This is a genomic window from Planktothrix sp. PLAVEN19ND (assembly GCF_057220675.1).
In genome coordinates this window covers 3064916-3086632 of sequence record NZ_CM170132.1, presented here as the reverse complement: position 1 = coordinate 3086632, position 21717 = coordinate 3064916, and the positions used below count along the sequence as shown (strand labels likewise).

General features: G+C 40.9%; 16 protein-coding genes, 1 pseudogene and 1 CRISPR repeat array. Of the genes and pseudogenes, 11 read left to right on the top strand and 6 right to left on the bottom strand.

Going from position 1 to position 21717, the window contains the following annotated elements; genetic code table 11:
- From cas10 to csx18, 3 genes are all read right to left on the bottom strand, one after another.
- Window positions 1-2247: a type III-B CRISPR-associated protein Cas10/Cmr2 gene (cas10, locus tag AC2D3N_RS13630; protein ID WP_484691162.1), complete on the bottom strand. Its 2247-nt coding sequence runs from the start codon at window positions 2245-2247 to the stop codon at window positions 1-3.
- A gap of 31 nt (window positions 2248-2278) precedes the next feature.
- Window positions 2279-3196 (bottom strand): CRISPR-associated ring nuclease Crn3/Csx3, encoded by a 918-nt coding sequence (crn3, locus tag AC2D3N_RS13625; RefSeq protein WP_484691161.1) that lies wholly within the window; start codon window positions 3194-3196, stop codon window positions 2279-2281.
- Between the two features lie 64 nt (window positions 3197-3260).
- Complete coding sequence (gene csx18 / locus AC2D3N_RS13620) at window positions 3261-3572, bottom strand: CRISPR-associated protein Csx18 (protein WP_484691160.1); 312 nt, start codon at window positions 3570-3572, stop codon at window positions 3261-3263.
- 132 nt (window positions 3573-3704) lie between these two features.
- Between csx18 and cas1 the strand changes: the two genes are divergently transcribed.
- A complete protein-coding gene (gene cas1, locus AC2D3N_RS13615) occupies window positions 3705-4715 on the top strand; it encodes a CRISPR-associated endonuclease Cas1 (RefSeq protein WP_484691159.1) in 1011 nt (336 codons plus the stop codon).
- 479 nt (window positions 4716-5194) lie between these two features.
- Entirely contained in the window at window positions 5195-5479 is a 285-nt protein-coding gene (gene cas2, locus AC2D3N_RS13610) for a CRISPR-associated endonuclease Cas2 (protein WP_079681215.1), read from the top strand.
- Window positions 5480-5839: 360 nt separating this feature from the next.
- A CRISPR array of direct repeats spans window positions 5840-6191; the repeat unit is 39 nt; unit sequence AGTAGTTTTCTATCTTTTCCCCGCAAGGGGACGGAAACT.
- A gap of 34 nt (window positions 6192-6225) precedes the next feature.
- Here the strand turns inward: cas2 and AC2D3N_RS13605 are convergent.
- Window positions 6226-6342 carry a UPF0175 family protein gene (locus tag AC2D3N_RS13605; RefSeq protein ID WP_484691158.1) on the bottom strand — a complete coding sequence of 39 codons (117 nt, stop codon included), beginning with the start codon at window positions 6340-6342 and terminating at the stop codon, window positions 6226-6228.
- Between the two features lie 161 nt (window positions 6343-6503).
- Complete coding sequence (locus AC2D3N_RS13600) at window positions 6504-8138, bottom strand: TIGR03985 family CRISPR-associated protein (protein ID WP_484691157.1); 1635 nt, start codon at window positions 8136-8138, stop codon at window positions 6504-6506.
- A 288-nt stretch (window positions 8139-8426) separates the two neighbouring features.
- On the opposite strand from AC2D3N_RS13600, the gene AC2D3N_RS13595 reads away from it, so the two are divergent.
- From AC2D3N_RS13595 to AC2D3N_RS13575, 5 genes are all read left to right on the top strand, one after another.
- Complete coding sequence (locus AC2D3N_RS13595) at window positions 8427-8609, top strand: hypothetical protein (protein WP_484691156.1); 183 nt, start codon at window positions 8427-8429, stop codon at window positions 8607-8609.
- Between the two features lie 264 nt (window positions 8610-8873).
- Complete coding sequence (gene leuC / locus AC2D3N_RS13590) at window positions 8874-10277, top strand: 3-isopropylmalate dehydratase large subunit (protein ID WP_079681211.1); 1404 nt, start codon at window positions 8874-8876, stop codon at window positions 10275-10277.
- Window positions 10278-10431: 154 nt separating this feature from the next.
- Complete coding sequence (gene leuD / locus AC2D3N_RS13585; RefSeq protein WP_484691155.1) at window positions 10432-11025, top strand: 3-isopropylmalate dehydratase small subunit; 594 nt, start codon at window positions 10432-10434, stop codon at window positions 11023-11025.
- A gap of 130 nt (window positions 11026-11155) precedes the next feature.
- Window positions 11156-12184 carry a BMP family lipoprotein gene (locus tag AC2D3N_RS13580; protein ID WP_484691154.1) on the top strand — a complete coding sequence of 343 codons (1029 nt, stop codon included), beginning with the start codon at window positions 11156-11158 and terminating at the stop codon, window positions 12182-12184.
- Between the two features lie 32 nt (window positions 12185-12216).
- A complete protein-coding gene (locus tag AC2D3N_RS13575) occupies window positions 12217-15036 on the top strand; it encodes a PAS domain S-box protein (protein ID WP_484691153.1) in 2820 nt (939 codons plus the stop codon).
- A 13-nt stretch (window positions 15037-15049) separates the two neighbouring features.
- Here the strand turns inward: AC2D3N_RS13575 and uvrC are convergent, their stop codons facing one another.
- The gene (gene uvrC, locus AC2D3N_RS13570) at window positions 15050-16909 is read right to left on the bottom strand and encodes an excinuclease ABC subunit UvrC (protein WP_079681207.1); all 1860 of its coding nucleotides are present in this window, start codon (window positions 16907-16909) and stop codon (window positions 15050-15052) included.
- Between the two features lie 93 nt (window positions 16910-17002).
- Here uvrC and AC2D3N_RS13565 point away from each other — a divergent pair.
- From AC2D3N_RS13565 to AC2D3N_RS13550, 4 genes and pseudogenes are all read left to right on the top strand, one after another.
- Window positions 17003-17215: pseudogene (locus tag AC2D3N_RS13565) on the top strand (DUF29 family protein); the annotation flags it as partial.
- A gap of 68 nt (window positions 17216-17283) precedes the next feature.
- The gene (locus AC2D3N_RS13560) at window positions 17284-17934 is read left to right on the top strand and encodes a Uma2 family endonuclease (RefSeq protein WP_200816853.1); all 651 of its coding nucleotides are present in this window, start codon (window positions 17284-17286) and stop codon (window positions 17932-17934) included.
- Between the two features lie 467 nt (window positions 17935-18401).
- Complete coding sequence (locus AC2D3N_RS13555) at window positions 18402-19952, top strand: sensor histidine kinase (RefSeq protein ID WP_144017873.1); 1551 nt, start codon at window positions 18402-18404, stop codon at window positions 19950-19952.
- A 95-nt stretch (window positions 19953-20047) separates the two neighbouring features.
- Entirely contained in the window at window positions 20048-21682 is a 1635-nt protein-coding gene (locus tag AC2D3N_RS13550) for an alpha-D-glucose phosphate-specific phosphoglucomutase (protein WP_484691152.1), read from the top strand.
- The last annotated feature ends 35 nt before the right edge of the window (window positions 21683-21717 follow it).

The window sequence follows — 21717 nt, the reverse complement described above, 5'->3', positions numbered from 1 at the left end:
TTAAACCCGTCCCTTCCCCACAACTGTTTCAGAAGTTGGGGCATCTTCCGAGGTTTCGGATGCTTCAGAGAAAGGATAAAGATCAACTAAATCTCGCCAAATTGTTTCATATAATTTATCCTTTTGATCAAACATCCAAGGGGCAATATTTCCAGGGTTGGTTTTAGCATCACACCAGGTTTTCTCGAAATTTTCTTTTAAAGGAATTTGTGCATCAGATTTTAAACGAACTCGGAAATAACGATAATTCAGAATAGCGGTGTTTTTCCCTTGTTCTAATAAACTGCGAATTTGATAGAGTTGCGATCGCGGAAATTTAGCCTCATGTAATGCTTTCAGTGACTCTAATAAACCCTCAATTTCATAGAGTGTATAAGGCGCGGCATATAAATGAAGTTGTTGTCCTCCAATTGTTTTATTTAGTCCTTCGTCTCGAAATTCTTTAATACTTGATGCTAACATTGTAACAGATTTCATGGTAAAAAAGTCAATAGTTCCTCCTAAATATTTACCTGACTTCTTCAAGGTTTTTGCTTTTTCTTTTGCTGACTTCAGCAACTGGCTAACTATATTTTCTGCATAGTAGATAGGAGTATCTTCGGCGGTAATTAAAACCCCTGTAGACATACTGAGTTGACATTGCTTAGACCCGGAGGGTAGATTTTTACCTTGATATCTATGAACAATTTTAGGATCATATTTTTGCTCGCTTCCATAACCAGTAATCAAACAATTTTCAAATTCTTCTCCCAGGGTTTTAGCGATTTCTAATGCTTGATGAGCAGGAACAATAATTAAAACATCATCTCCCCCAATAGTAACAATTTCAAAGGGATGAATCAATTCTCCCTCTCTATTTTTATTATCAGGATCAGTTAAATTTTTTAATTGGTGAGGGTTGAGGTGTTTTGCTAATGCTTTATAAACAGATTCCTCGGTTGCTTTAAAAATATCTTCACTAAACTTTTTATAGCTTTGGGGATCTTTGATTTTTTGGATATAACCCCCCATATTATTCCCGTCAGCATAGATATAAGCAACAAACCCTTTATGAACATTTCCCAATTCCCTGAGAGAAAGTGCTTCTGTGGGTTTTGGTTTCCCCTGATAATAGTGTTGAGATAAAATTAGATTTTCGGATTGATCTAAAAAATCTTCAAACCGTTTTACCCAACTGGGAATTGTCATTTCTCTAGGATACCAAGATAACCCTAAATCGTTAAACCAACTAGGAATTTGATAAATTTCACGTTTAGCAATTTGTCCAATAATTCGTTTACGCGCTAAAACTTCTGATAATTTGGGGTTGTCGGGAAGTTCAGAAACCTGTGTAATAGCTAAACGGCGATCGCTTTCATCCCGAACTAAAAATGGATGGGTTTCAAACATCGGTGGATAACGACGACTAGGACGATTTTCCGTATCATTTCCACTGCGACGCTGATTGAATTTAATCGCTAAATGGGTGACTAATTCATTAAAACTTTTACGATTTATAAAAGCTTTTTTTGCGTCTGTATCCTCTTGGGTAAAATAGGCTTTTACTAGGTGATTATTGAGATTTTTATTATATTTTTCTTGCCAAAAAGTTTCTGTAATTTCATCTTTTAATAACCCAAACCGAACCTCCAAAGGCTTAAAAACAGCACCCACCGCACAGGAATTAGCGGTTAAGGTTTCTTCGGTATAACGTTTTTCAATCGCATTAGATAAATCATCCACAAAAGCCGCCGGACAAAATGCTAAAACATTTCCGCCTTTGTAATAAACTAATAATTCAGGAATCAAAGACGATCTTAAGTCGGGAAACTCTTGATCTAACCATTGTTCAACGGTGACGGATTTTTTATCTTCATATTCTCCAAAAAACCCCGGAATATCAACTAAATTAATCCGATCTAATAATGCCGACGCTCCTCGAATATCAGGGAGTTTAGCCGCTTCAAAAACATATTGTTTAATTTTAGTTGCCCCACCATAAACTAACCCAATAGGAGATTCCCATAATAACGGATATTTTTTTGTATAGTTTTGCAGTTGATTAATAGTTTCAGGAAAATCTAGTTTCAGAATTTCATCTACCTGCTGAATAATAGACTGTAACGGTTCGGAAATCGGTTGTTTTTGGATGACTGCTGCTCGCAATTGATTGATGTCGATCACATTTTGGGGTTGACGTTTTCCTCCCCAAGCTAAACACCAAACTAGAGCAATTTTAACTGAAGTTTCAGGATCTAAATTAGCCATTTTGACGCATCCTATCTAATATTTTAATAGATTAATTATGAATTAAGGCTTTAACTTTCTTTAACAAAACTTCTGGAATAGCAGGAGCTTGACCCATCACCCAAGCGCCACTGGTAATCTCAATATAGGGTTGAATTTGATGCACCTCCTCCGTATTCGTTAACACACTAGAAATCACCGCTACAGGGGTTAAATTCCCTCTTTGACCACAGAATTCGTGCCAGGAGTTGACCGCTTCGGGCTTAGAACTAATAATCAAATAGTGGCTACAGGCCTCTAATATAGGATACTTGTCCGGTTGTACCATGCCGCCAACATCCACAATAATTAACGATTTCTGCCGTCGCAGTTGTAGGATACCCTGGGCATGATAGGGATAGAAACGCTCCGTTAACCCGCCTCGATTTTGGGCTTTAAACGTTTCGATAAGCTCCGGTGTTTTATCCTCTCCTAACTCTAAACTATAATTGCCCTCTCCATCCCAATGGGCTCTTTGTAAATAAATGTTAGGATATTCGGGCAGAAGGGCTTTAAATAAGGCATGGGACAGGACGCTTTTCCCGCTATCCGGCGGCCCAACAATCATCAAGGCAGGACACAGGGGATCGGGGGCGGGGGACTGATTAAAAAGAGAAATGGCTAGGGGTAAAACTTGACCTACTCTCACTTTTCGGCTATGACTGGAAACCACGATCGCCCCCAAACGGGGGTCATAACAGGCGATCCAAGCGGTCGGATGGAGTTCATGGATCAGGTAGCCATACAACCAAATGGGGCCGCGTCCTGATATCACTATTCCCCCCTGGGGGTTAATTCCGGTTGGGAGTTCCAGGGTTGCAATATCCTGGGGTTCAATAATTCGGTCTTGTCCAGTCAGTTCTAGGGTTAAGATCTGATAGGACAGGGTTTCATGGGTTTGGGATGGACTCAGATGTAAACAAATAGACATAGCGGTTAATAGGGATCTATATTCATATCGGTTCAATTTTCAGGTTTTACGCATTTTTGGTAAATTAGCGATCGCTGATTTCTCGGCGTTGTGGGTGGGAGAGGTGGCGATCGCTTTGAAATGGTGACGCAGAAGGGTTTGGGGTCAGGTCTGTTTGTCGCAGTTGTTCGCCTTCGAGGTGTAAGAGATGATCGAGGGCCCGATCGCCTAACGTAGTCACGATCAGACTACCCATAAACACAGCTAGGGTACAGGTAATCACGGCAAAGAGTCCCAGGGGCGCAATAATTAAGATAATCCAGGTGATGCCTGCATTGGCGATCGCTACACTCAGAATACGGTAACGAACCAGGAGTCGAGCTAAGGAAATTGGCATATCGCAATTCTCGATAAAATTGAGAAACCAGGTTTGCTGATTTCTTATCTTTCATTATGGCTGGGTGTAGAAATGGGGTCTTCCACAGCACCGAGACAATAACCGGGTTTGCTGGTTTTGTAATTTGTGGCTATGACAACTCTATACTTAACAGAACCTGGAACGGTTGTTCGCTATCAAAATCAGAGTTTTTCGGTCAAATATCAGGATAAAACCCATAGCTGTCGGTTAGGGGAATTAACCTTAGTGGTGATTTTGCCTGGAGTCCAGTTAACCGATGAAGCGATCGCCCAACTCCTAGATCGAGGAATAGAAACCCTATTTCTCCGACGGGATGGACAGTTTCGCGGACGTCTTCAGGGACAGTTTCAGACTAACCCGATGTTCAGACTCGCCCAATATCGAATAGTTGATACAACTTTTGGGATGGCGCTGGCCCAACTTTTAGTGATGGCAAAAATTCGCAACCAACGGGTATTACTCCAACAGCGCCATCGGTCTACAAAAGCCCAAATTAGCGAGTTAGCTGAAGCTATAGATGCGATCGCCGCCTATATGATCCAGTTGAAAAATACCTCCACTCCCCTAAACCGTTCCGAATTGATGGGAATTGAGGGAATTTGTGCCCGCACCTATTATCAGGCGTTGCGGCATTATTTCCCGCCCCAGTGGAATTTTACCGGACGCAACCGCCGCCCGCCCCTTGATCCCATTAATGCCCTATTGAGTTGGGGTTATGGGGTATTATTAGCCCGGGTATTTGCCGCTTGTGTTCGGGCGGGACTTGATCCCTATTTGGGGTTTTTCCACGCCACTGAACCCTATCGCCCGAATTTGGTATTAGATTTAATGGAGGAATTTCGCCCGGTGGTGGTGGATCAGGCGGTGATTTCTATGATTAAATCGGATTTACTTCAACGGGAAGATTTTCAACCGTCTCCCGATGGAGAGGGGATCTGGTTGGGGGTAACGGCGAAAAAGTTATTGTTAGGACAGTTAGAGCGTCGTCTGCGGGAACCTTTTCTGTATCCGGCCCAAAATCGTCGGTTAAGTTTGAGTCAAATTTTATTGGAACAGGCGCGATCGCTGGCCCGATGTCTGGTGGAGTCGAGGTTAGATTATCAGGGCTTTGTGTTGAAATAAGTAATTACGAATTACGAATTACGAATGGGGAAGATTAGTGTTTTTATCCTAGACTAGATCCCCCTAAATCCCCCTTAAAAAGGGGGACTTTGAACAGCCTAAAAATTAGGGCTTTGACTCCGGTTCCCCTTTTTTTATGGGGGCTAGGGATATCTAACCGATAGTATTTGGGGGCTAAAAACCGAACAATCTTATCAAGTCCGGTTCCCCCCTTTTTTAAGGGGGGCTAGGGGGGATCTAACCTAGAAAGAAAGTAGTAGATTTTAAGTCTACTAATAACTGATGACTGGTACGGGCGGGTTCATCGAGATTGAGGTGATTAGCAAAGATCTAAAAGAACCCGCCCCTACAACTGTTATAGCAAGAGGCAATAGGGAATGGGCAATGGGCAATAGGTAAATACTTACTATAAGTAGCTTTTAGCTTTCAAGAATGTCCTAATAGATGTGGCAACTGCTATAACTGATGACTGATAACTGATGGCTGAATTATGGTTAGTTTGTTACGATGTCCGGGATGATAAGCGCCGGAATAAGTTGGCAAAATTGCTCGAACAGCGTTGTCAACGGGTGCAATATTCGGTTTTTGAATGTCCCTTGAAACCTGCGGTTTTGGAACATTTGTTAGAACGGCGTTGGCTGAAGGTGTTGAAGTTGGATGAGGATAGTTTGCGGGTCTATCCTTTGGATAATATGGCCAAGCAACAGACCCGGGTGTTTGGCAGTGATCCGCCCTATGAACCGCCGGATTATCTGATTCTGTAACGGAATATTACTTTTTCTCAGATTTTTAGAACGTTTTAACTCGGATTTGATCAACAAATTGGGGTTAAGCGTTCTATTTTATGGGGTTTTATGGGATTGTAATGTTTTGTGGGTTTTTCTCGTTTGTTGTCGCAGGAAGCTAGAAAGCGTTACGACATCAGGGATGAAGATTTTTTGAGATTTTTATGGATTTGGGGGTTGACTCGTTAGGGAAATTCGGTTATAGTCTTGAATATCGAGAAATTTACAGGTTCGGGCAGTTAAAAACAACCTATTTTCGTTTTTATACCAGCCATACATCCGTAGTCTCGCGCAAACGCACTTTGAAAACTAAACAGCGTAAGGTTTCCATAAGGGTAGGGTAGTTTTCTATCTTTTCCCCGCAAGGGGACGGAAACTGGTTTAATTGCGTAGATTTTGAGGTCTTCAGTCAACCAAATATGGTAGTTTTCTATCTTTTCCCCGCAAGGGGACGGAAACCGCATCCAACTCTAGATGCAAGGGCTAACAACTTTTCAGTAGTTTTCTATCTTTTCCCCGCAAGGGGACGGAAACTTAGGTATATGGATATTCAGGCAGCAAAGGATGTTATTGATAGTAGTTTTCTATCTTTTCCCCGCAAGGGGACGGAAACTAATCTATCACCCCCACTCTTATTTCACTTCTCCAGTCAAGTAGTTTTCTATCTTTTCCCCGCAAGGGGACGGAAACTGCGTGAAATTTAATATTACTAAATAGTTATATAATTACATTCGCCCCAACTCTCGCAAGTTTTTCAAGTCCAGTTCAAAATCTTCCACATCGTAGGAATAAAGAGGAATATGGTGCTGCTTCAGAAGTTGGCGAAAAACATCAGTAGACATAACCTACTGTTAAGTGCAAAAATCCTGTAGGGGCGAGGCGCGCCTCGCCCCTACACACCGAATTTGTGTCCATTTTTTAGGGTTAATAATTTGGATCATTATTTTGTACAATTCATTTAGACTTCCTATATATAGCAATTTTTTCTAAAATATCCCATATTCTAATAATTTGATAACTCCTCTAACGCCTCCTGATGTAACCGTTGACGAATAGAAAAAGGGGCAATAACTTCCCCATTTCCCCGCCATTCTCGTAACCGCATTAATACATTAATATCCCCCACCCGTATCCATCCTTGATAATAGCAATCCTGGGGAGAACGTTGGCGAATAATATCTAATACCGCCTTTTGTTCCTCTAAATTAGGAATATGACGGCGAATTAATTGGGGTAAATCGGTATAGGAAATCGGCTTAAAGGTGGGGTGTCTGTCGGTATTATTCACATACCAACGGTCGAAATATGGGTTAAATCGCATAATTAATAATTGACTCGGTAAATAGAAATTAAACCCCCAAGCCGCATCTAATTCCGTTTGTATTTGATCAGAAGTGGGCAGACTTTCTGTTAACCAGAGGTTGTTAAGTTCCGGGGGAATATGGCGATCGCCCCAAGACAAAACCCTAAGATATTCTGAAGCTATTCTATCTAACCGATAATTATGCCAGCCCAACTTTCCCTCCGGGTCAAACCCAAAAGCACTGAGATATTTTGCCCGGCGAACATAATGCAAACACACCGGATAAACCGTAACTTCCACTTTTTTTTCCTGGGCGGGTATCCAGGTTTTAAAATTAATTACCCCGCCAATGGGATCGCGCCATAACAGTTCAATTTGTTCTTGATAAGCGTCAACCCGATCCTGGTTTTCATCGGCTAGAATATAATCTAAATTAATAAAAATTCGCTTTTGGGGTTCTGATTCTTTTTCCTGAATTGGTTTAACTCCATTTTCCACCAATGCTTCCCATAAGGACTGTACCACAACCTCTAAATTCGGCTGCACAAAAACAACGGACTCCAAAACTCGTAATAGTCCCCAAAGTTGGGTTTTAGATAGTCCCGAAAAATTCAGGCTATTAGTTATTGAGGGAATAGGCAACTTTGGAGAATTTCCCCCATAGTAGCAACTAATAGTTGATTGTTTATATTTAGCAAGCGAGCACACTCTCCCTACTCCTCCTACTCCCCCTACTCCCCCTGCCTCCCCTACTCCCCCCGCTCCCCCTACTCCCCCCGCTCCCCCTACTCCCCCCGCTCCCCCTACTCCCCCCGCTCCCCCTGCCTCCCCTGCCTCCCCTACTCCTCCTACTCCCCCCGCTCCCCCATTTTCCAACCATCCCAGGTCGGTTAAGCATTTGAGATCATCCCGCAGGCTACGATGGACGGTGGCAAACGGATAACCCTGTAACTGTTGGTGAAGTTCGGTTTCTGACCATCCGGTCAGGGTTTGTAACTGTTGTTCCCATTCCCCCCAGGTTTCAGGAGAGAAATAATTCTGGAGTAAGTCCATAACCGAGCGGTGGCAAATACAGAAGTCGTCCCGACATTCGGCCAGAATGTTCTGAACCTTGAGGCGATCGCTTTTGGGGTGTTTTTCCGAAAACAAATGGTTTCGGAGGTCAGGATAGGTAAAGGGTTGGGGTAAATGGATAATCCAACGGGACTCCTGACCATATAAACAATGTAATAATACCCATAATCTTACGGCTCGATGGAATCGACGGGCTAGTCGTCCCCCGGCCAGGTATTGCAAGAGTTCTGCGGTCGGGGGATAGTCCCAGGACATGAACATTTGTAGAAGGGTTCAATTCAACATATAATGATAATAGACCCATTGGACTCAAGGTACTCCATGGGTTGATTCTGCTATTTTCGACCTGCTACTCAACAACCACACATCTTTCAACCGTATTTCTAATCTTGTCTTCCCTGTTGCTACCGGACAATTTTTAGGAATAACACTACTGGATTTTTAATTAGTTTCTGCTGCTTACTGTTTAGGCATAAATGACAAAAGCAATGGAAGCATTTGTTATGCACATTTTTCGTGTTTTTTTACTTGAATGGAGACGATAAAATCATGTTAACTTTTCTGTTATCTTTTGTTATCAATGGGACTGTTTTTTTGCCCAAATATTCTGGAATAATCACTTATATTGGAAGTCATTCTCTGGTTAAAATAGCTAATTCTTCTCCATCATTCATTATTCTATCTCAAGTTCGTAAACCGAGTGAAAATGATCCGATTGTTCCTCCGAATTAGATATAATGGGAGTGAGGTAAGCTGTTCAGAATTTACATAGGGTGTTGGATTATCGTCAAATCTTTGTTGGGATGAACACCCCTCCCTAGAGTATTCATCCCAACAAATCTTAGAAAAAACAAAAACTTTTTTATCCGATTTTAATATTTATTATCACCCCCTAAACATTAAGTTATTCCCAAGACTTAACACCACAGATCCATTAACCGCTAGAATAAATACCAGTATAGAGAGCGTTACAAACGCAGTTATTTTTCAGATTCTATGAGCGAAAGAACACTATTTGATCAAGTATGGGAGTTGCATACCGTTGGCACCCTACCATCAGGGCAGACTCAACTTTTCATTGGTTTGCACCTGATCCATGAAGTCACCAGTCCCCAGGCGTTTGCCATGTTGCGCGATCGCCACCTCAAAGTCCTATATCCTGAACGCACCGTCGCCACAGTCGATCATATTGTTCCCACCGATAACCAAGCTCGTCCCTTTGTGGATACCTTGGCAGAAGAAATGATGCAGTCCTTGGAACAAAGTTGTCAAGAACATAGTATCCGTTTTTACAATATCGGTTCTGGGAATCAAGGGATTGTCCACGTCATCGCACCGGAACAGGGGTTAACCCAACCGGGGATGACTATTGCCTGCGGCGACTCCCACACCTCAACTCATGGGGCATTTGGGGCGATCGCTTTTGGGATCGGGACTTCCCAAGTACGGGATGTGCTGGCGTCTCAAACCCTGGCGTTAGGAAAACTGAAAGTCCGCCGCATTCAAGTCGATGGAGAACTGCCACCTGGGGTGTACGCAAAGGATGTGGTGCTGCATATCATCCGCACCTTGGGGGTAAAAGGCGGCGTGGGCTACGCCTATGAATTCGCCGGAAGCACCATCGAGGCGATGTCTATGGAAGAACGGATGACGATCTGTAATATGTCCATTGAAGGAGGCGCCCGATGCGGCTATGTCAACCCCGATCAGGTGACCTACGACTATTTACAGGGTCGAGATTTTGCCCCCAAAGGGGAGGACTGGGAAAAAGCCGTGGCTTGGTGGAATAGTATCCGTAGTAGTACGGATGCGGTTTATGATGATGTCGTCAAATTTAATGCCACCGAGATTGCACCCACCGTCACTTGGGGAATTACCCCCGGACAGGGAATGGCTGTTAATGAGTTAATTCCTACTTTAGAGGAGATTACGGAAACCGATCGGGAAGTGGCCAAAGAAGCCTATCAATACATGGAATTTACCCCCGGAACCCCAATTCAAGGGACAAAAGTGGACGTCTGTTTTATTGGCAGTTGTACCAATGGCCGCCTCAGTGACCTGCGAGAAGCGGCTAAATTTGCCCAGGGTCGGAAAGTCGCTAGTGGGGTGAAAGCCTTTGTGGTGCCGGGTTCAGAACGGGTGAAAGCCGAAGCCGAAGCCGAAGGGCTGGATAAAATCTTTGAAGCTGCGGGCTTTGAATGGCGCGAGGCTGGATGTTCCATGTGTTTGGCGATGAACCCCGATAAGTTACAGGGAAATCAACTGAGTGCATCGTCTTCTAACCGCAACTTTAAAGGCCGTCAGGGTTCCGCTAACGGTCGCACATTGTTAATGAGTCCGGTCATGGTGGTGGCTGCGGCGGTTAACGGTGTAGTTACGGATGTACGGGAGTTATTATAAGCACTTCACCCCCCTAGCCCCCCTTAGTAATGGACTTCAAAGTCCCCCTTTTTAATGGGGATTTAGGGGGATCTAATCTCAGGGTAAAGCAAAGATTTTCGGCTTCATTTGTAGGGTGGGGTCAATTCTTAACACAAATTACAAGATTTAAACCATGAGTAAAATTCAAAGTATTTCGGGAAATGGTATTCCTTTAGTTGGCAGTGATATTGATACCGATCGGATTATTCCAGCTCGGTTTTTACGGTGTGTTACCTTTGATGGATTAGGGGAACAGGTTTTTGCTGATGATCGCCAACAAATGCAACGGAAACACGCCTTTGATCTGCCCGAATATCAAGGGGCAAATCTATTAGTAGTTAATGCTAATTTTGGTTGTGGTTCCTCCCGGGAACACGCCCCCCAAGCCATTGCCAAATGGGGGATTCAAGCTATTATTGGAGAAAGTTTTGCCGAAATATTCTTGGGAAACTGTGTCTCAATTGGGATTCCCTGTGTCACGGCTGAACCAGAAGCCATTAAAGCAGTTCAAGAGGCATTAAAAGCTAATCCTAAAGCAGCTATTAACCTGGATTTGGAATCCATGAAAGTCCACTGTGGGGACTTAACTATTGATGTGAATATGAATCCAGGTTCTCGTCAATCTTTTATTACCGGAATGTGGGATAGTTGCGGACAATTAATTGCTAATGTTGAGCAAATTCGAGCAACAGCCACAAAATTACCCTATCTGAATTGGGCAAGTTAAAGGTCAAAAATGGCAAGGAGGCGTTAAGCTTCCTTGTTGTTTTTATTAAAAAACTCTGTTAACATCAGACAAAAAGAATATAAGGGTGCAATTACAATATTCGTAATTCACCTCAACCCCCAGGAATTTTATGTTCCAAACACCAAAATTATTGACCAATATCCTATTAGGAATAATCACTTTAGTGATGATAGTCAGTTGTAGTCAGTGGAATCAAGAACAATTGACAACCTCCGATTCCCAGAGTCAATTTAAAGTGGCGAGTATTTTCTCCGGTTCTATAGAAGATGGGAGTTGGAGTCAAGCTAATTATGAAGGATTAAAATTAATTGAAAAACAATATAATGCTGAAATTACTTATACTGAAAATGTTCCAGAAACTGATAGTGAAGCCTTAATTCGTCGCTATGCCCAACAGGGATATGATTTAATTATTGGTCATAGTGGTGGTTATATTAAAGCAATGGAAAAGGTGGCTAAAGATTTTCCAGAAATCAAATTTGCTTTAGTGACAAGCTATTCTGGGAATAATAAAAATTTGGGAGCGGTGGCTTTTCGTTCCGGGGAAGTAGGTTATCTAGCCGGAGCATTAGCTGCAATAAAAACCAAAACCAATAAAGTTGGTTACATGGTGGGATATGATTACCCCGTTTATCAAGAAGAAGCAGAATTATTTAGGCGGGGTGCAACCGCAACCAAACCGAATATTGAAGTTCATACTCAATTCTTACAGACTTGGACGGATGCAGAAAAAGGCAATAAAGTTGCCCTAGATTGGTTGGAAAAAGGAGTAGATATTATGGCAATTAACGCAGATGAAGCGGGAATTCCAGCTTTAAAGTTAGCCAGTGAAAAACCAGAGGTTTATGGGATTGGTTGGACGAAAGATCAATATAATTTAGTCCAGGGTAAAATTTTAACCAGTGTTCTACAGAATGTTCCTGAATTAGTCTTAAAAATTGCCACTTTAGTTCAGCAAGGACGCTGGGAAGGTAAACAATATAAATATGGACTACGGGAACAAATTTATGATTTTGCCCCCTTTAGAGGCACGTTAACAGCCGAAGAAGAAGCCAAATTTAATCAGATCAAACAGCAAATAGTAACGGGAAAAATCGATATTACTCCTTCTGGGCTAACAACAGATTACAATAGATAAAAATAGATCATTTCCCTGTTATTGGAAAAATCATGAGTCAAGCAGAGAAACATCATTTTTTATCTAGGCTTGGGGGTTCTTTTTCCTTTTCCACCCCCCGGTTTTTTTCCCTAGCCAAGCAACTCCGTAGGAGTTTACTCCTTGTTGGATTGATTAGTGTTTTAAGCAGTGGCGGATTATTGGTTTATCTGAGTTATCAATCTCAGATGAAGCAGTTACAATCTCTACAAAGAGAGCGATCGCAAGTTATAGCCTATCAAATCAATAACTATTTAGATGATCTCCAACGAAAATTAAATTTTTTAGCCCGGGTTAAAGGCTTAACTGATTTACCCCCAGATATTCAAAAAAACTTGATAGAAGGATTAGTTCGTCATAATGACGCTTATCATTTGGTGGCTATCTTAAATTCTCAAGGAGAGGTGGTAACATCAATACTCACTGATGATCAAACCTTAAATAAAAACTATACCGATTCTCCGTTATTTATTCGACCGTTTAAACAACAAGAAGATTATGTAGGAACAATTGAATTTGATCCTCATGATCGAAAATATAAAATGGTGATGTCCGTTCCCATTCGAGATCAATTTGATCAGATTAATGGGGTTTTATTCGCTGAAATTGACTTAAGTTTTCTCAGTTTTATTCTGTCTCAGACTCAAGTGGGTAAAACTGGATATGTTTATCTTGTGGATGAACAAAATCGAGTCTTTACGGCTTCTAAAAATAGGTCTAAAATATTTAATATTCAGAATTTAAAAAATTATACCATTATTGATTCTATTCAAAAGGCTTTAGATCATAAAAAACCAAAGATAAATCGTTATCTAGGATTGAAAAATGTAGAGGTTTTGGGCGCGACAGCAATGATTCCTAGTGTGAATTGGTTTTTAGTCGTTGAACTTCCGATTAAAGAAGCCTATGCTCCTATTTATCAGATGATTTTCGTGATGGGGTTAACGGTTATTTTAATTACAGGGTTTGCCACGGGTATCGGAATATTTCATAGTCGGCAAATTATTTTCCCCCTCAAACAATTAACCGACGCAGTGATCAAAATTAGTCAAGGAGATTTGAAAACCAAAGTTGATGTGCAGTGTTCTAATGAATTAGGCGTATTAGCCACCGCTTTTAATCAAATGACCACTCAAATCGATGAGTTATTTGCAGCTATTGAAAAAGAACGAAGTTTTATTTCAGCTATTTTAGATATCGCTGGAGCTTTAGTGATTTTAATGGATGCAAAAGGTCGAATTATCCGATTTAATCGCGCCTTTGAACAAACCACTCAATATAGCTTTGATGAAATTAGAAATCGCTATGTTTGGGATATATTTTTAAGCCCAGAGGAAGCCTCTAAAGTTAAAGCGAATTTTGCCTTTTTACTGATTGATCAATTTCCTAAATATTACGAAGCCCGTTGGAACACCAAAAACGGAGATCAAAGAATTATTAGTTGGTCGGATACTGTTCTCCTGAATGAAGCCAAAGAAATTGACTATATTGTCAGTGTGGGTGTAGATGTCACGGAACAAAGGAATACGGAACAAATATTGCAGAATACTCAAAAACGTTATGCAACATTAACAGAAGTTTCTCCGGTGGGAATTTTCCATGCTGACACCGAGGGGAATTGTCTTTATGTGAATCAAAGATGGTGTGAAATTGCGGGATTAACTCCAGAAAAAACAAGGGGAAAAGGTTGGTTGCAAGCTATTTATTCCGAAGATAGAATCCAAGTCTTTCAAAACTGGGAAGACTGTGCTAAAAATCAAGTTCAATTTAATTCTGAATATCGCCTACAACGTCCTGATGGCAAAATTACCTGGGTTTATGGTCAAGCTGCTGCGGAGATAAATTCTGATGGAGAAATTATTGGTTATGTTGGTACAATTACTGATATAACTGATGGAAAACAGGCGGAAGAAGCTCTACGAAAAGCCAAAGAAGAAGCCGAAATTGCCCTAGTTAATTTTCGCAAAGCCCAAACCCAATTAATTCAAGCAGAAAAAATGTCGAGTTTGGGTCAATTGGTGGCTGGGGTTGCCCATGAAATTAATAATCCGGTTAACTTTATTTATGGAAACTTAATTCATGCTCAAGAATATACAGAAACCCTATTAACTTTAATCAACATCTATCAAACTCATTATCCCGACCCCTCGGCTGAAATTATTGATTTTGTGGAGGAGGTTGAACTCGATTTTTTAATTGAAGATTTTCCGAATATTATCAATTCCATGAAAATGGGATCGAACCGGATTAGAGAAATTGTACTTTCCCTTCGTAATTTTTCCCGGTTGGATGAAGCCGAAATGAAGGAAGTTAATATTCATGAAGGAATTGATAATACGTTATTGATTTTACAAAGTCGTTTAAAAGAAAATGTTCAACATCGAGGGGTTAGGGTGATTAAAAAATATGGTAATATTCCCTTGGTAGAATGTTATGTGGGACAATTAAATCAAGTGTTTATGAATTTAATTTCCAATGCTATTGATGCTTTACAAGATTCTAGTAATAATTTCCCTATTATCAATCAGCAAAATTCCGATCAAATTACGATTGAAACTGAATTGATTGATCAAAATAGAGTCAGGATAAAAATTGCAGATAATGGTGTGGGAATGTCGGAAAATATTAAATCTAACTTGTTTAACCCCTTTTTTACCACCAAACCTGTCGGCAAAGGAACCGGGTTAGGGTTATCAATTAGTTATCAAATTATTGTCGAAAAACACAAAGGTTCAATTCAATGTAATTCAGAATTAGGTCAGGGAACAGAGTTTATTATTGAAATTCCCTCACACCAAAAAGTAGTAAGCCCTTTAGGGCTGTCTGAACCCTGAATGGTTCACTACTTTAATGGAAATAATTATAAATTTCTTGGGCTAATTTTGGCCCAATTCCTGACACTTCAGCTAACTGTTCTGGGGTGGCGATTCTAATATATTCTAAGGAACGAAAATGAGCTAATAATAATTTTTGACGATGATGTCCTAACCCTGGAATGTCATCTAAATGCGATCGCTTCATTCTTTGAGTCCTTTGATTTCGATGAAAACTCACCGCAAACCGATGAGCTTCATCTCGTAATCTTCTTAATAGTTGAACTCCCGGTTGTTCCGTGTCAGTTTCTAAGGGTAAACTTTCCCCAGGTAAAAAAATTTCCTCCCGTTGTTTGGCTAAACTAACTACGCGAATTTCCTCTAATAAATTCAGTTCTTCTAAGACAGAAACCACCGCCGAAAGTTGACCTTTTCCCCCATCAATCATGATTAAATCCGGTTTATCTGTTGAAGTCCCATAGTCTCTAAAACGGCGCCCAATCACTTCTGCTAAACTGGCAAAATCATCGGAATGTCCGGCGTGAACCGTGGGGTTTTTAATCTTATAATGACGATAGTATTGTGGGGCGGGTAAACCTTGAATAAAAACCACCCGGGAGGCGACCGCATCTGACCCTTGGATATGGGAAATATCATAACCTTCTATACGATTGGGAATGTCGGGTAAATCGAGAATTGCTGCTAAATCTTCTAGGGCTAAGGTATTACGATCACTTAACTTTTGTACCCGTTCTAATTCATATTTCGCATTCCGTTCTACCATCTCAATTAAATCAGCTTTAACCTGACGTTGGGGGGTTAAAATTGTGACTTTTTTTCCCTTGCGATCGCCCAACCAATCTGTTAAAATAGATTCATCGGGTAACTCATATTGAACTAATATTTCATTGGGAATTTCCACCGGATCAACAGATTGATAATGTTCCTCTAAAACTCGTTGTAAAATTAATCCCATTTCCGTTAATTTTAACTCCGGGGGAACTTGGGCGGTAAACCCTAACCGTCCGACTAATTTTCCGGCGCGAATTTGAAATAACTGCACACAGGATTGTTGAGAATTAGCTGCCAAGGCGATCGCATCACGGGAAACCCGATCATCGGGTAAAGACACCTTTTGATCCGCATTTAAAGACTGTAACCCTTGAATTTGATCCCGAATTATCGCCGCCGTTTCAAAGTTTAAGGCTTCCGAGGCTTGTTCCATTTGTTCTGTTAAATGATCAACCAATTCCCCCGATCTCCCTTGAAAAATCATCGCCACTTTTTGCACAATTTTTCGATAATCTTCAGGGGAAATTAACAGTTGACAAACCCCTGGACAGCGACCAATATCATAATTTAAACAAGGACGATCTTTAAATAACGGTTTAGGACGTTGACGCAGGGGAAAAATTCGTTTGGTCAAATGCAACGTATTTCTTAATACCTGAGTATCCACATAGGGGCCATAATAACGGTCTTTAATATTGCCTAAACGACGTTTACGAGTAATGAAAACTCGCGGATAATCCTCCGACCAAGTAATACATAAATATGGATATTTTTTATCATCCTTGAGCAAAACATTAAAATGGGGTTGATGTTGTTTAACTAAATTTGCTTCTAAGGCTAAGGCTTCTGCTTCTGTATCGGTAATAATAAACTCTATTTCGGTAACTTGTTGCACCATTAAATAAATTCTGGGTGTGTGATGATGCTGTTCTCGAAAATAGGAGCGCACCCGCGATCGCAATTTTTTAGACTTACCAATATAAAGAATATTATCCTGACCATCTCGCATTAAATACACCCCCGGAACCGGAGGAATATCTCGTAACTGTTTTTCTAACCGTTCAGGATCTTTAACTAGAGGAGAAGTTGTAACAGATGGCATAATTAGATTGAGACTTGAATATAAAAAAATGAATTGCTATAATCCTATTATAACAAGACTTTTGTTAGAATTATTCAAAATCAGGATGAAATCATGATTCAGGAACTAACCGATCTAAAAAAATGTATCTTAGAAGAACGTTATCAAGATGCTTTACTCATTATTAATGAACTAGAAGATATGGGAAAACAAGCAATCCTGAGAAACATAGAATCTTTCCTGGTTCGGCTGTTTATCCATTTGATTAAAAATCAAGTTGAAAAGCGATTAACAAATTCTTGGATTGCTTCAATCTCTGATTCTATTATCAGGTGGTCAAGATTGGTTTGAGCGGTTATAATTATAAAACAGCTAAATTTAAGGTTCAGGTGTTGATGATGGTTCAAGCTCCTCCTTTAATAACGATAGCAACGGATACCTGGGTGAAAGCGACCTGGGAAGAATTTTTAGCCTTAGCCGAAAATCCTCAGTATGCCGAGGGTAAGTTTTATTACGATCAAGAATATCTGAGGATAGAAATGGCACCACTAGGTTCAGCACACAGTCAGGATAATTCAATTATTTCTACCGTGATTGTTATTTATGCGGCTTTAAAAAATATTCGGATTAAAGAGTTAACAAATCCATCTTTCCGAAAAATAGGGATGCGAGAAAGTCAGCCAGATATCGGGTTTTATATCGGTGATAACTTCCCATTTCCCCCGCGCAATAATTCCCCAATTAACTTAGATGAATTTACAGCCCCTAACTTAATTGTTGAAGTGGCGGCATCATCTTTTGTTGATGATATTGGTAGAAAAAGATTATTATATGAAAAATTAGGAATCCAAGAATATTGGGTGGTGAACGTTGAAGATAACACAATATTAGCCTTTGCGGTCGAAAACCAAGGGAGTCGATTAATCGAAGCATCCCAAGTTTTACCTGGATTAAACATAGCCTTAGTAATTGAAGCATTGCAACGTTCCCAAACCGAAGATGATGGAAGCATTACACGCTGGTTAATGGGTACTATTAATTCTTAATCCATTTCACCGATGGTGAGTAAGCTGTTCAGCATCTAAATAGGAATAATGTTAGAATAATTTAACAATGGTTAAATTATTCTGTACAAGCCTAGGAATTTGTGTTTTTGTGTTAAGGTTTCAACAAGTAATTTAAAGAATTTTAATCTTTTTTGTAATTTAGATTACTGAAACTGAGGCACTCATTAAGTTAAAGTGTGCTAATAACGTGCGGTAAAGGCTGAAGACTAGCTCTATTTCCGTAAAAACTATGCTGAAAAGGGTGTTAATCATTATTAGTCAATGGTTTGAGGGTTTCAGAAGCAGAACCCGCAATTGTTATACTCAGCTTGTACAATTTTGGTTTATGATTCAATCGGCTATAGGTCTAGCTTTAACATCGGTATTGATGCCACCACTCAACAAACCTTTGAGGATTTATCCCGAAAGGCTGGGTGATATATACAGGATAAAGGAGAAATCCAGATATGAGTTATTACCTTTTCCAGAAAGATTCCTTTAATTATACGCCCATGTTTGATCCGGTATGGGAAGATTTAAACCAAAATGCTATTTTGGACAGAATACTAGCGGATTATGAACGCTTAATCGCAGAACGGAATTATTTAGATAAGGAACTAGGAAAAGCCCATCAAGAAATTCATCAATTGAAAACAGCACTGGCAAGTTCTACCTTGGTTTGCCTTCATTTAGAGACTCAAAAAGTCAATCCCATTCAAGAACAATATGATCAAATGACCAAGGTTTTAGAACAAGCAGAAGCTAAAACCACCAGTTTGATTCAAGCCATCCCTGACTTAATGTTCTGCATTAGTAGAGAGGGGTTGGTTGTAGACTATTATCCCGATAAGCAAAATCTTCATCGGCTCGATATCGAGGATATAATTGGCAAAAAAATTGAAGATGTGTTTCCCAAGGATTTAGCTGATTGGACAAGATATTATCTGGAAAAAACCTTAGAAACCGGTCAAATTCAGGTTGGTGAATATGTGGTGAGAGGTGATAAAGACTGGCATCATTATGAAGCGCGTTATGTAAAAAGTGGTAGCCATGAAATTTTAGCCATTGTCCGAGATATTACCCAACGAAAACAAGTAGAAGCTAATTTGAGAGTCTCAGAAATTCAGGAACGGGAAAGGGCATTACAACTGGAAAAAACCCTACAGGATTTGCGACAGACCCAAGCCCAATTAATCCAGGCCGAAAAAATGTCTAGTTTGGGGCAAATGATGACCGAAATTGCCCATGAAATTAAAAACCCGATTAGTTCCATTCACGGAAATCTCACCTACGTTGATCAAGATATTAAGGCTTTAATGGAATTGGTTAAACTCTATCAACAGCAATATCCTGAACCGACTCCAGAAATTCAAACCTTTATTACAACATCTGATATTCATACGATTATTAATGAACTACCACAAAGCATAGAGTTTATGCGATTAGGCGCTAACCGTTTATATGATTTAGCCCTATCTTTACGGAATTTTTCCCGCTTGGATGAGCAGGAAATGGTATTGGCGGATATTCATGTTGGCCTAGATGGAACCCTAAAAATTCTCCACAATCAACTCAAAGCGAAGGGAAATCATGCAGAAATTCAAGTGATTAAAGACTATGGCGCAATCCCCTTTATCAAATGCTATCCCAACCAACTAAATCAGGTATTTATGAATATTCTATCGAATGCGATTGATGCCTTAGAACCGCAACCGATGCCACGACAAATTACCATTAAAACCCAAGCCTACAAAATGCACCCGGGGTCAATTATCCAAGATGCGATTTGTGTTTCTATTTCTGATAATGGCCCGGGAATTCCTCAGTCAGTGCAAGACCGAGTGTTTAATGCGTTTTTCACCACTAAACCCCTAGGTAAAGGTACGGGTTTAGGTTTGTCCATTTCTCAACAAATTGTGGTTGAAAAACATAATGGTCGGCTCAAGTGTACTTCTGAAGAAGGAAAGGGGACAACCTTTGAGATTCTCCTGTTTGTGGATCAACCTTGTGCTTCCTAACTCCGTTGATCAACAGATAGAATTTTGATCACAAGTGTGAAAAGGAGAGTTGCATACCGATACAATTGGGGCAAGCATTCCATCGTCAATGTCTCATGAATATTCGTCTTGTTTCCACTCAACCCTTTAATGACCAAAAACCGGGAACATCCGGGCTACGCAAGTCCGTTCCGGCTTTTCAAAAGCCCCATTACCTAGAAAATTTCGTTCAGGCGATTTTTGATACCCAAGAGGGGTATGAAGGGGGAACCCTGATTTTAGGGGGAGATGGTCGCTACTATAACCGTCAAGCCATTCAGATTATCTTAAAAATGGCCGCCGCTAACGGCGTTGGAAAGGTTCTCGTCGGATGTGGGGGCATTGTTTCCACTCCCGCCGCCTCCTGTATGATTCGTGAAAATCAAGCCTTTGGGGGGATTATTCTCTCTGCCAGCCATAACCCCGGAGGGCCCGACGGAGATTTTGGGATTAAGTTCAATGGTAGTAATGGCGGGCCAGCCGTCGAAAAAATCACCGAAGCGATTTATGCCCGTACCCTGGTCATGGATACCTACAAAACCATGGAGGCGGCCGATATTAATTTGGATCAACCCGGCAGTTTTAAACTGGGAACCATGGCCGTTGAGGTGATCGATTCCGTCCAACCCTACAGGTCATTGATGGAATCCTTGTTTGATTTTGACTTAATTCAAAAATTGTTAACTTCGGGTAAGTTTCGGATGTGTGTGGACTCCATGCACGCGGTGACTGGCCCCTATGCCCGCGCCATTTTTGAAAACCGCTTAGGGGCCGCACCCGGAACCGTGGTTAATGGCATTCCCTTAGAGGATTTTGGTGGGGGTCATCCCGATCCTAATTTAGTCTATGCCCATGATTTAGTCGAAATTATGTTCGGGGAAAATGCGCCCGACTTTGGGGCGGCGTCCGATGGGGATGGCGATCGCAATATGATTTTAGGCAAGAATTTTTTTGTCACCCCCAGTGATAGTTTAGCCATCATCACCGCTAATGCCCATTTAGTCCCCGGATATAAAGACGGTTTAGCCGGAGTCGCCCGTTCCATGCCCACTTCCCAAGCGCCCGATCGCGTGGCGGCAAAATTAGGCATAGACTGTTATGAAACCCCCACAGGATGGAAATTTTTCGGCAATTTATTAGATGCGGGAAAAGCCACCCTCTGCGGGGAAGAAAGTTTTGGCACCGGATCAAATCATGTTCGGGAAAAAGATGGTTTGTGGGCGGTGTTATTCTGGTTAAATATTTTAGCCGTCCGTCAAGAATCGGTGGAAGATATTGTTCGGAATCATTGGCAAACCTACGGACGCAATTATTATTCTCGCCATGATTATGAAGAAGTGGAAACAGAAAAAGCTAATCAATTAGTTGATCAATTACAGGCAATTTTACCGAACCTAAAAGGTAAACAATACGGTTCCTATCAAGTCGAATATAGTGATAATTTTAGCTATACCGATCCGGTAGATAATAGTGTTAGTAATAATCAGGGGATTCGGATTGGGTTTACCGATGGTTCTCGGATTGTTTTTCGGTTATCAGGGACGGGAACCAAAGGAGCAACCTTGCGGGTGTATTTAGAAAGCTATGAACCCGACTCCACTAAACACAATTTAGATCCCCAAGAGGCGTTAGGAGAATTAATTACTATTGCCGATGAAATTGCCCAAATCAAAACCATAACCGGGCGTCAACAACCCACGGTTATCACCTAATATTGGGTAAATTGATCTAAACTCGTAGGGTGGGC

Coding starts and splice junctions, on each gene's coding strand:
- cas10 (WP_484691162.1), bottom strand. CDS start 2,247: ATGGCTAATTTAGATCCTGAAACTTCAGTTAAAATTGCTCTAGTTTGG.
- crn3 (WP_484691161.1), bottom strand. CDS start 3,196: ATGTCTATTTGTTTACATCTGAGTCCATCCCAAACCCATGAAACCCTG.
- csx18 (WP_484691160.1), bottom strand. CDS start 3,572: ATGCCAATTTCCTTAGCTCGACTCCTGGTTCGTTACCGTATTCTGAGT.
- cas1 (WP_484691159.1), top strand. CDS start 3,705: ATGACAACTCTATACTTAACAGAACCTGGAACGGTTGTTCGCTATCAA.
- cas2 (WP_079681215.1), top strand. CDS start 5,195: ATGGCTGAATTATGGTTAGTTTGTTACGATGTCCGGGATGATAAGCGC.
- AC2D3N_RS13605 (WP_484691158.1), bottom strand. CDS start 6,342: ATGTCTACTGATGTTTTTCGCCAACTTCTGAAGCAGCACCATATTCCT.
- AC2D3N_RS13600 (WP_484691157.1), bottom strand. CDS start 8,138: ATGTTCATGTCCTGGGACTATCCCCCGACCGCAGAACTCTTGCAATAC.
- AC2D3N_RS13595 (WP_484691156.1), top strand. CDS start 8,427: ATGTTAACTTTTCTGTTATCTTTTGTTATCAATGGGACTGTTTTTTTG.
- leuC (WP_079681211.1), top strand. CDS start 8,874: ATGAGCGAAAGAACACTATTTGATCAAGTATGGGAGTTGCATACCGTT.
- leuD (WP_484691155.1), top strand. CDS start 10,432: ATGAGTAAAATTCAAAGTATTTCGGGAAATGGTATTCCTTTAGTTGGC.
- AC2D3N_RS13580 (WP_484691154.1), top strand. CDS start 11,156: ATGTTCCAAACACCAAAATTATTGACCAATATCCTATTAGGAATAATC.
- AC2D3N_RS13575 (WP_484691153.1), top strand. CDS start 12,217: ATGAGTCAAGCAGAGAAACATCATTTTTTATCTAGGCTTGGGGGTTCT.
- uvrC (WP_079681207.1), bottom strand. CDS start 16,909: ATGCCATCTGTTACAACTTCTCCTCTAGTTAAAGATCCTGAACGGTTA.
- AC2D3N_RS13560 (WP_200816853.1), top strand. CDS start 17,284: ATGATGGTTCAAGCTCCTCCTTTAATAACGATAGCAACGGATACCTGG.
- AC2D3N_RS13555 (WP_144017873.1), top strand. CDS start 18,402: ATGAGTTATTACCTTTTCCAGAAAGATTCCTTTAATTATACGCCCATG.
- AC2D3N_RS13550 (WP_484691152.1), top strand. CDS start 20,048: ATGAATATTCGTCTTGTTTCCACTCAACCCTTTAATGACCAAAAACCG.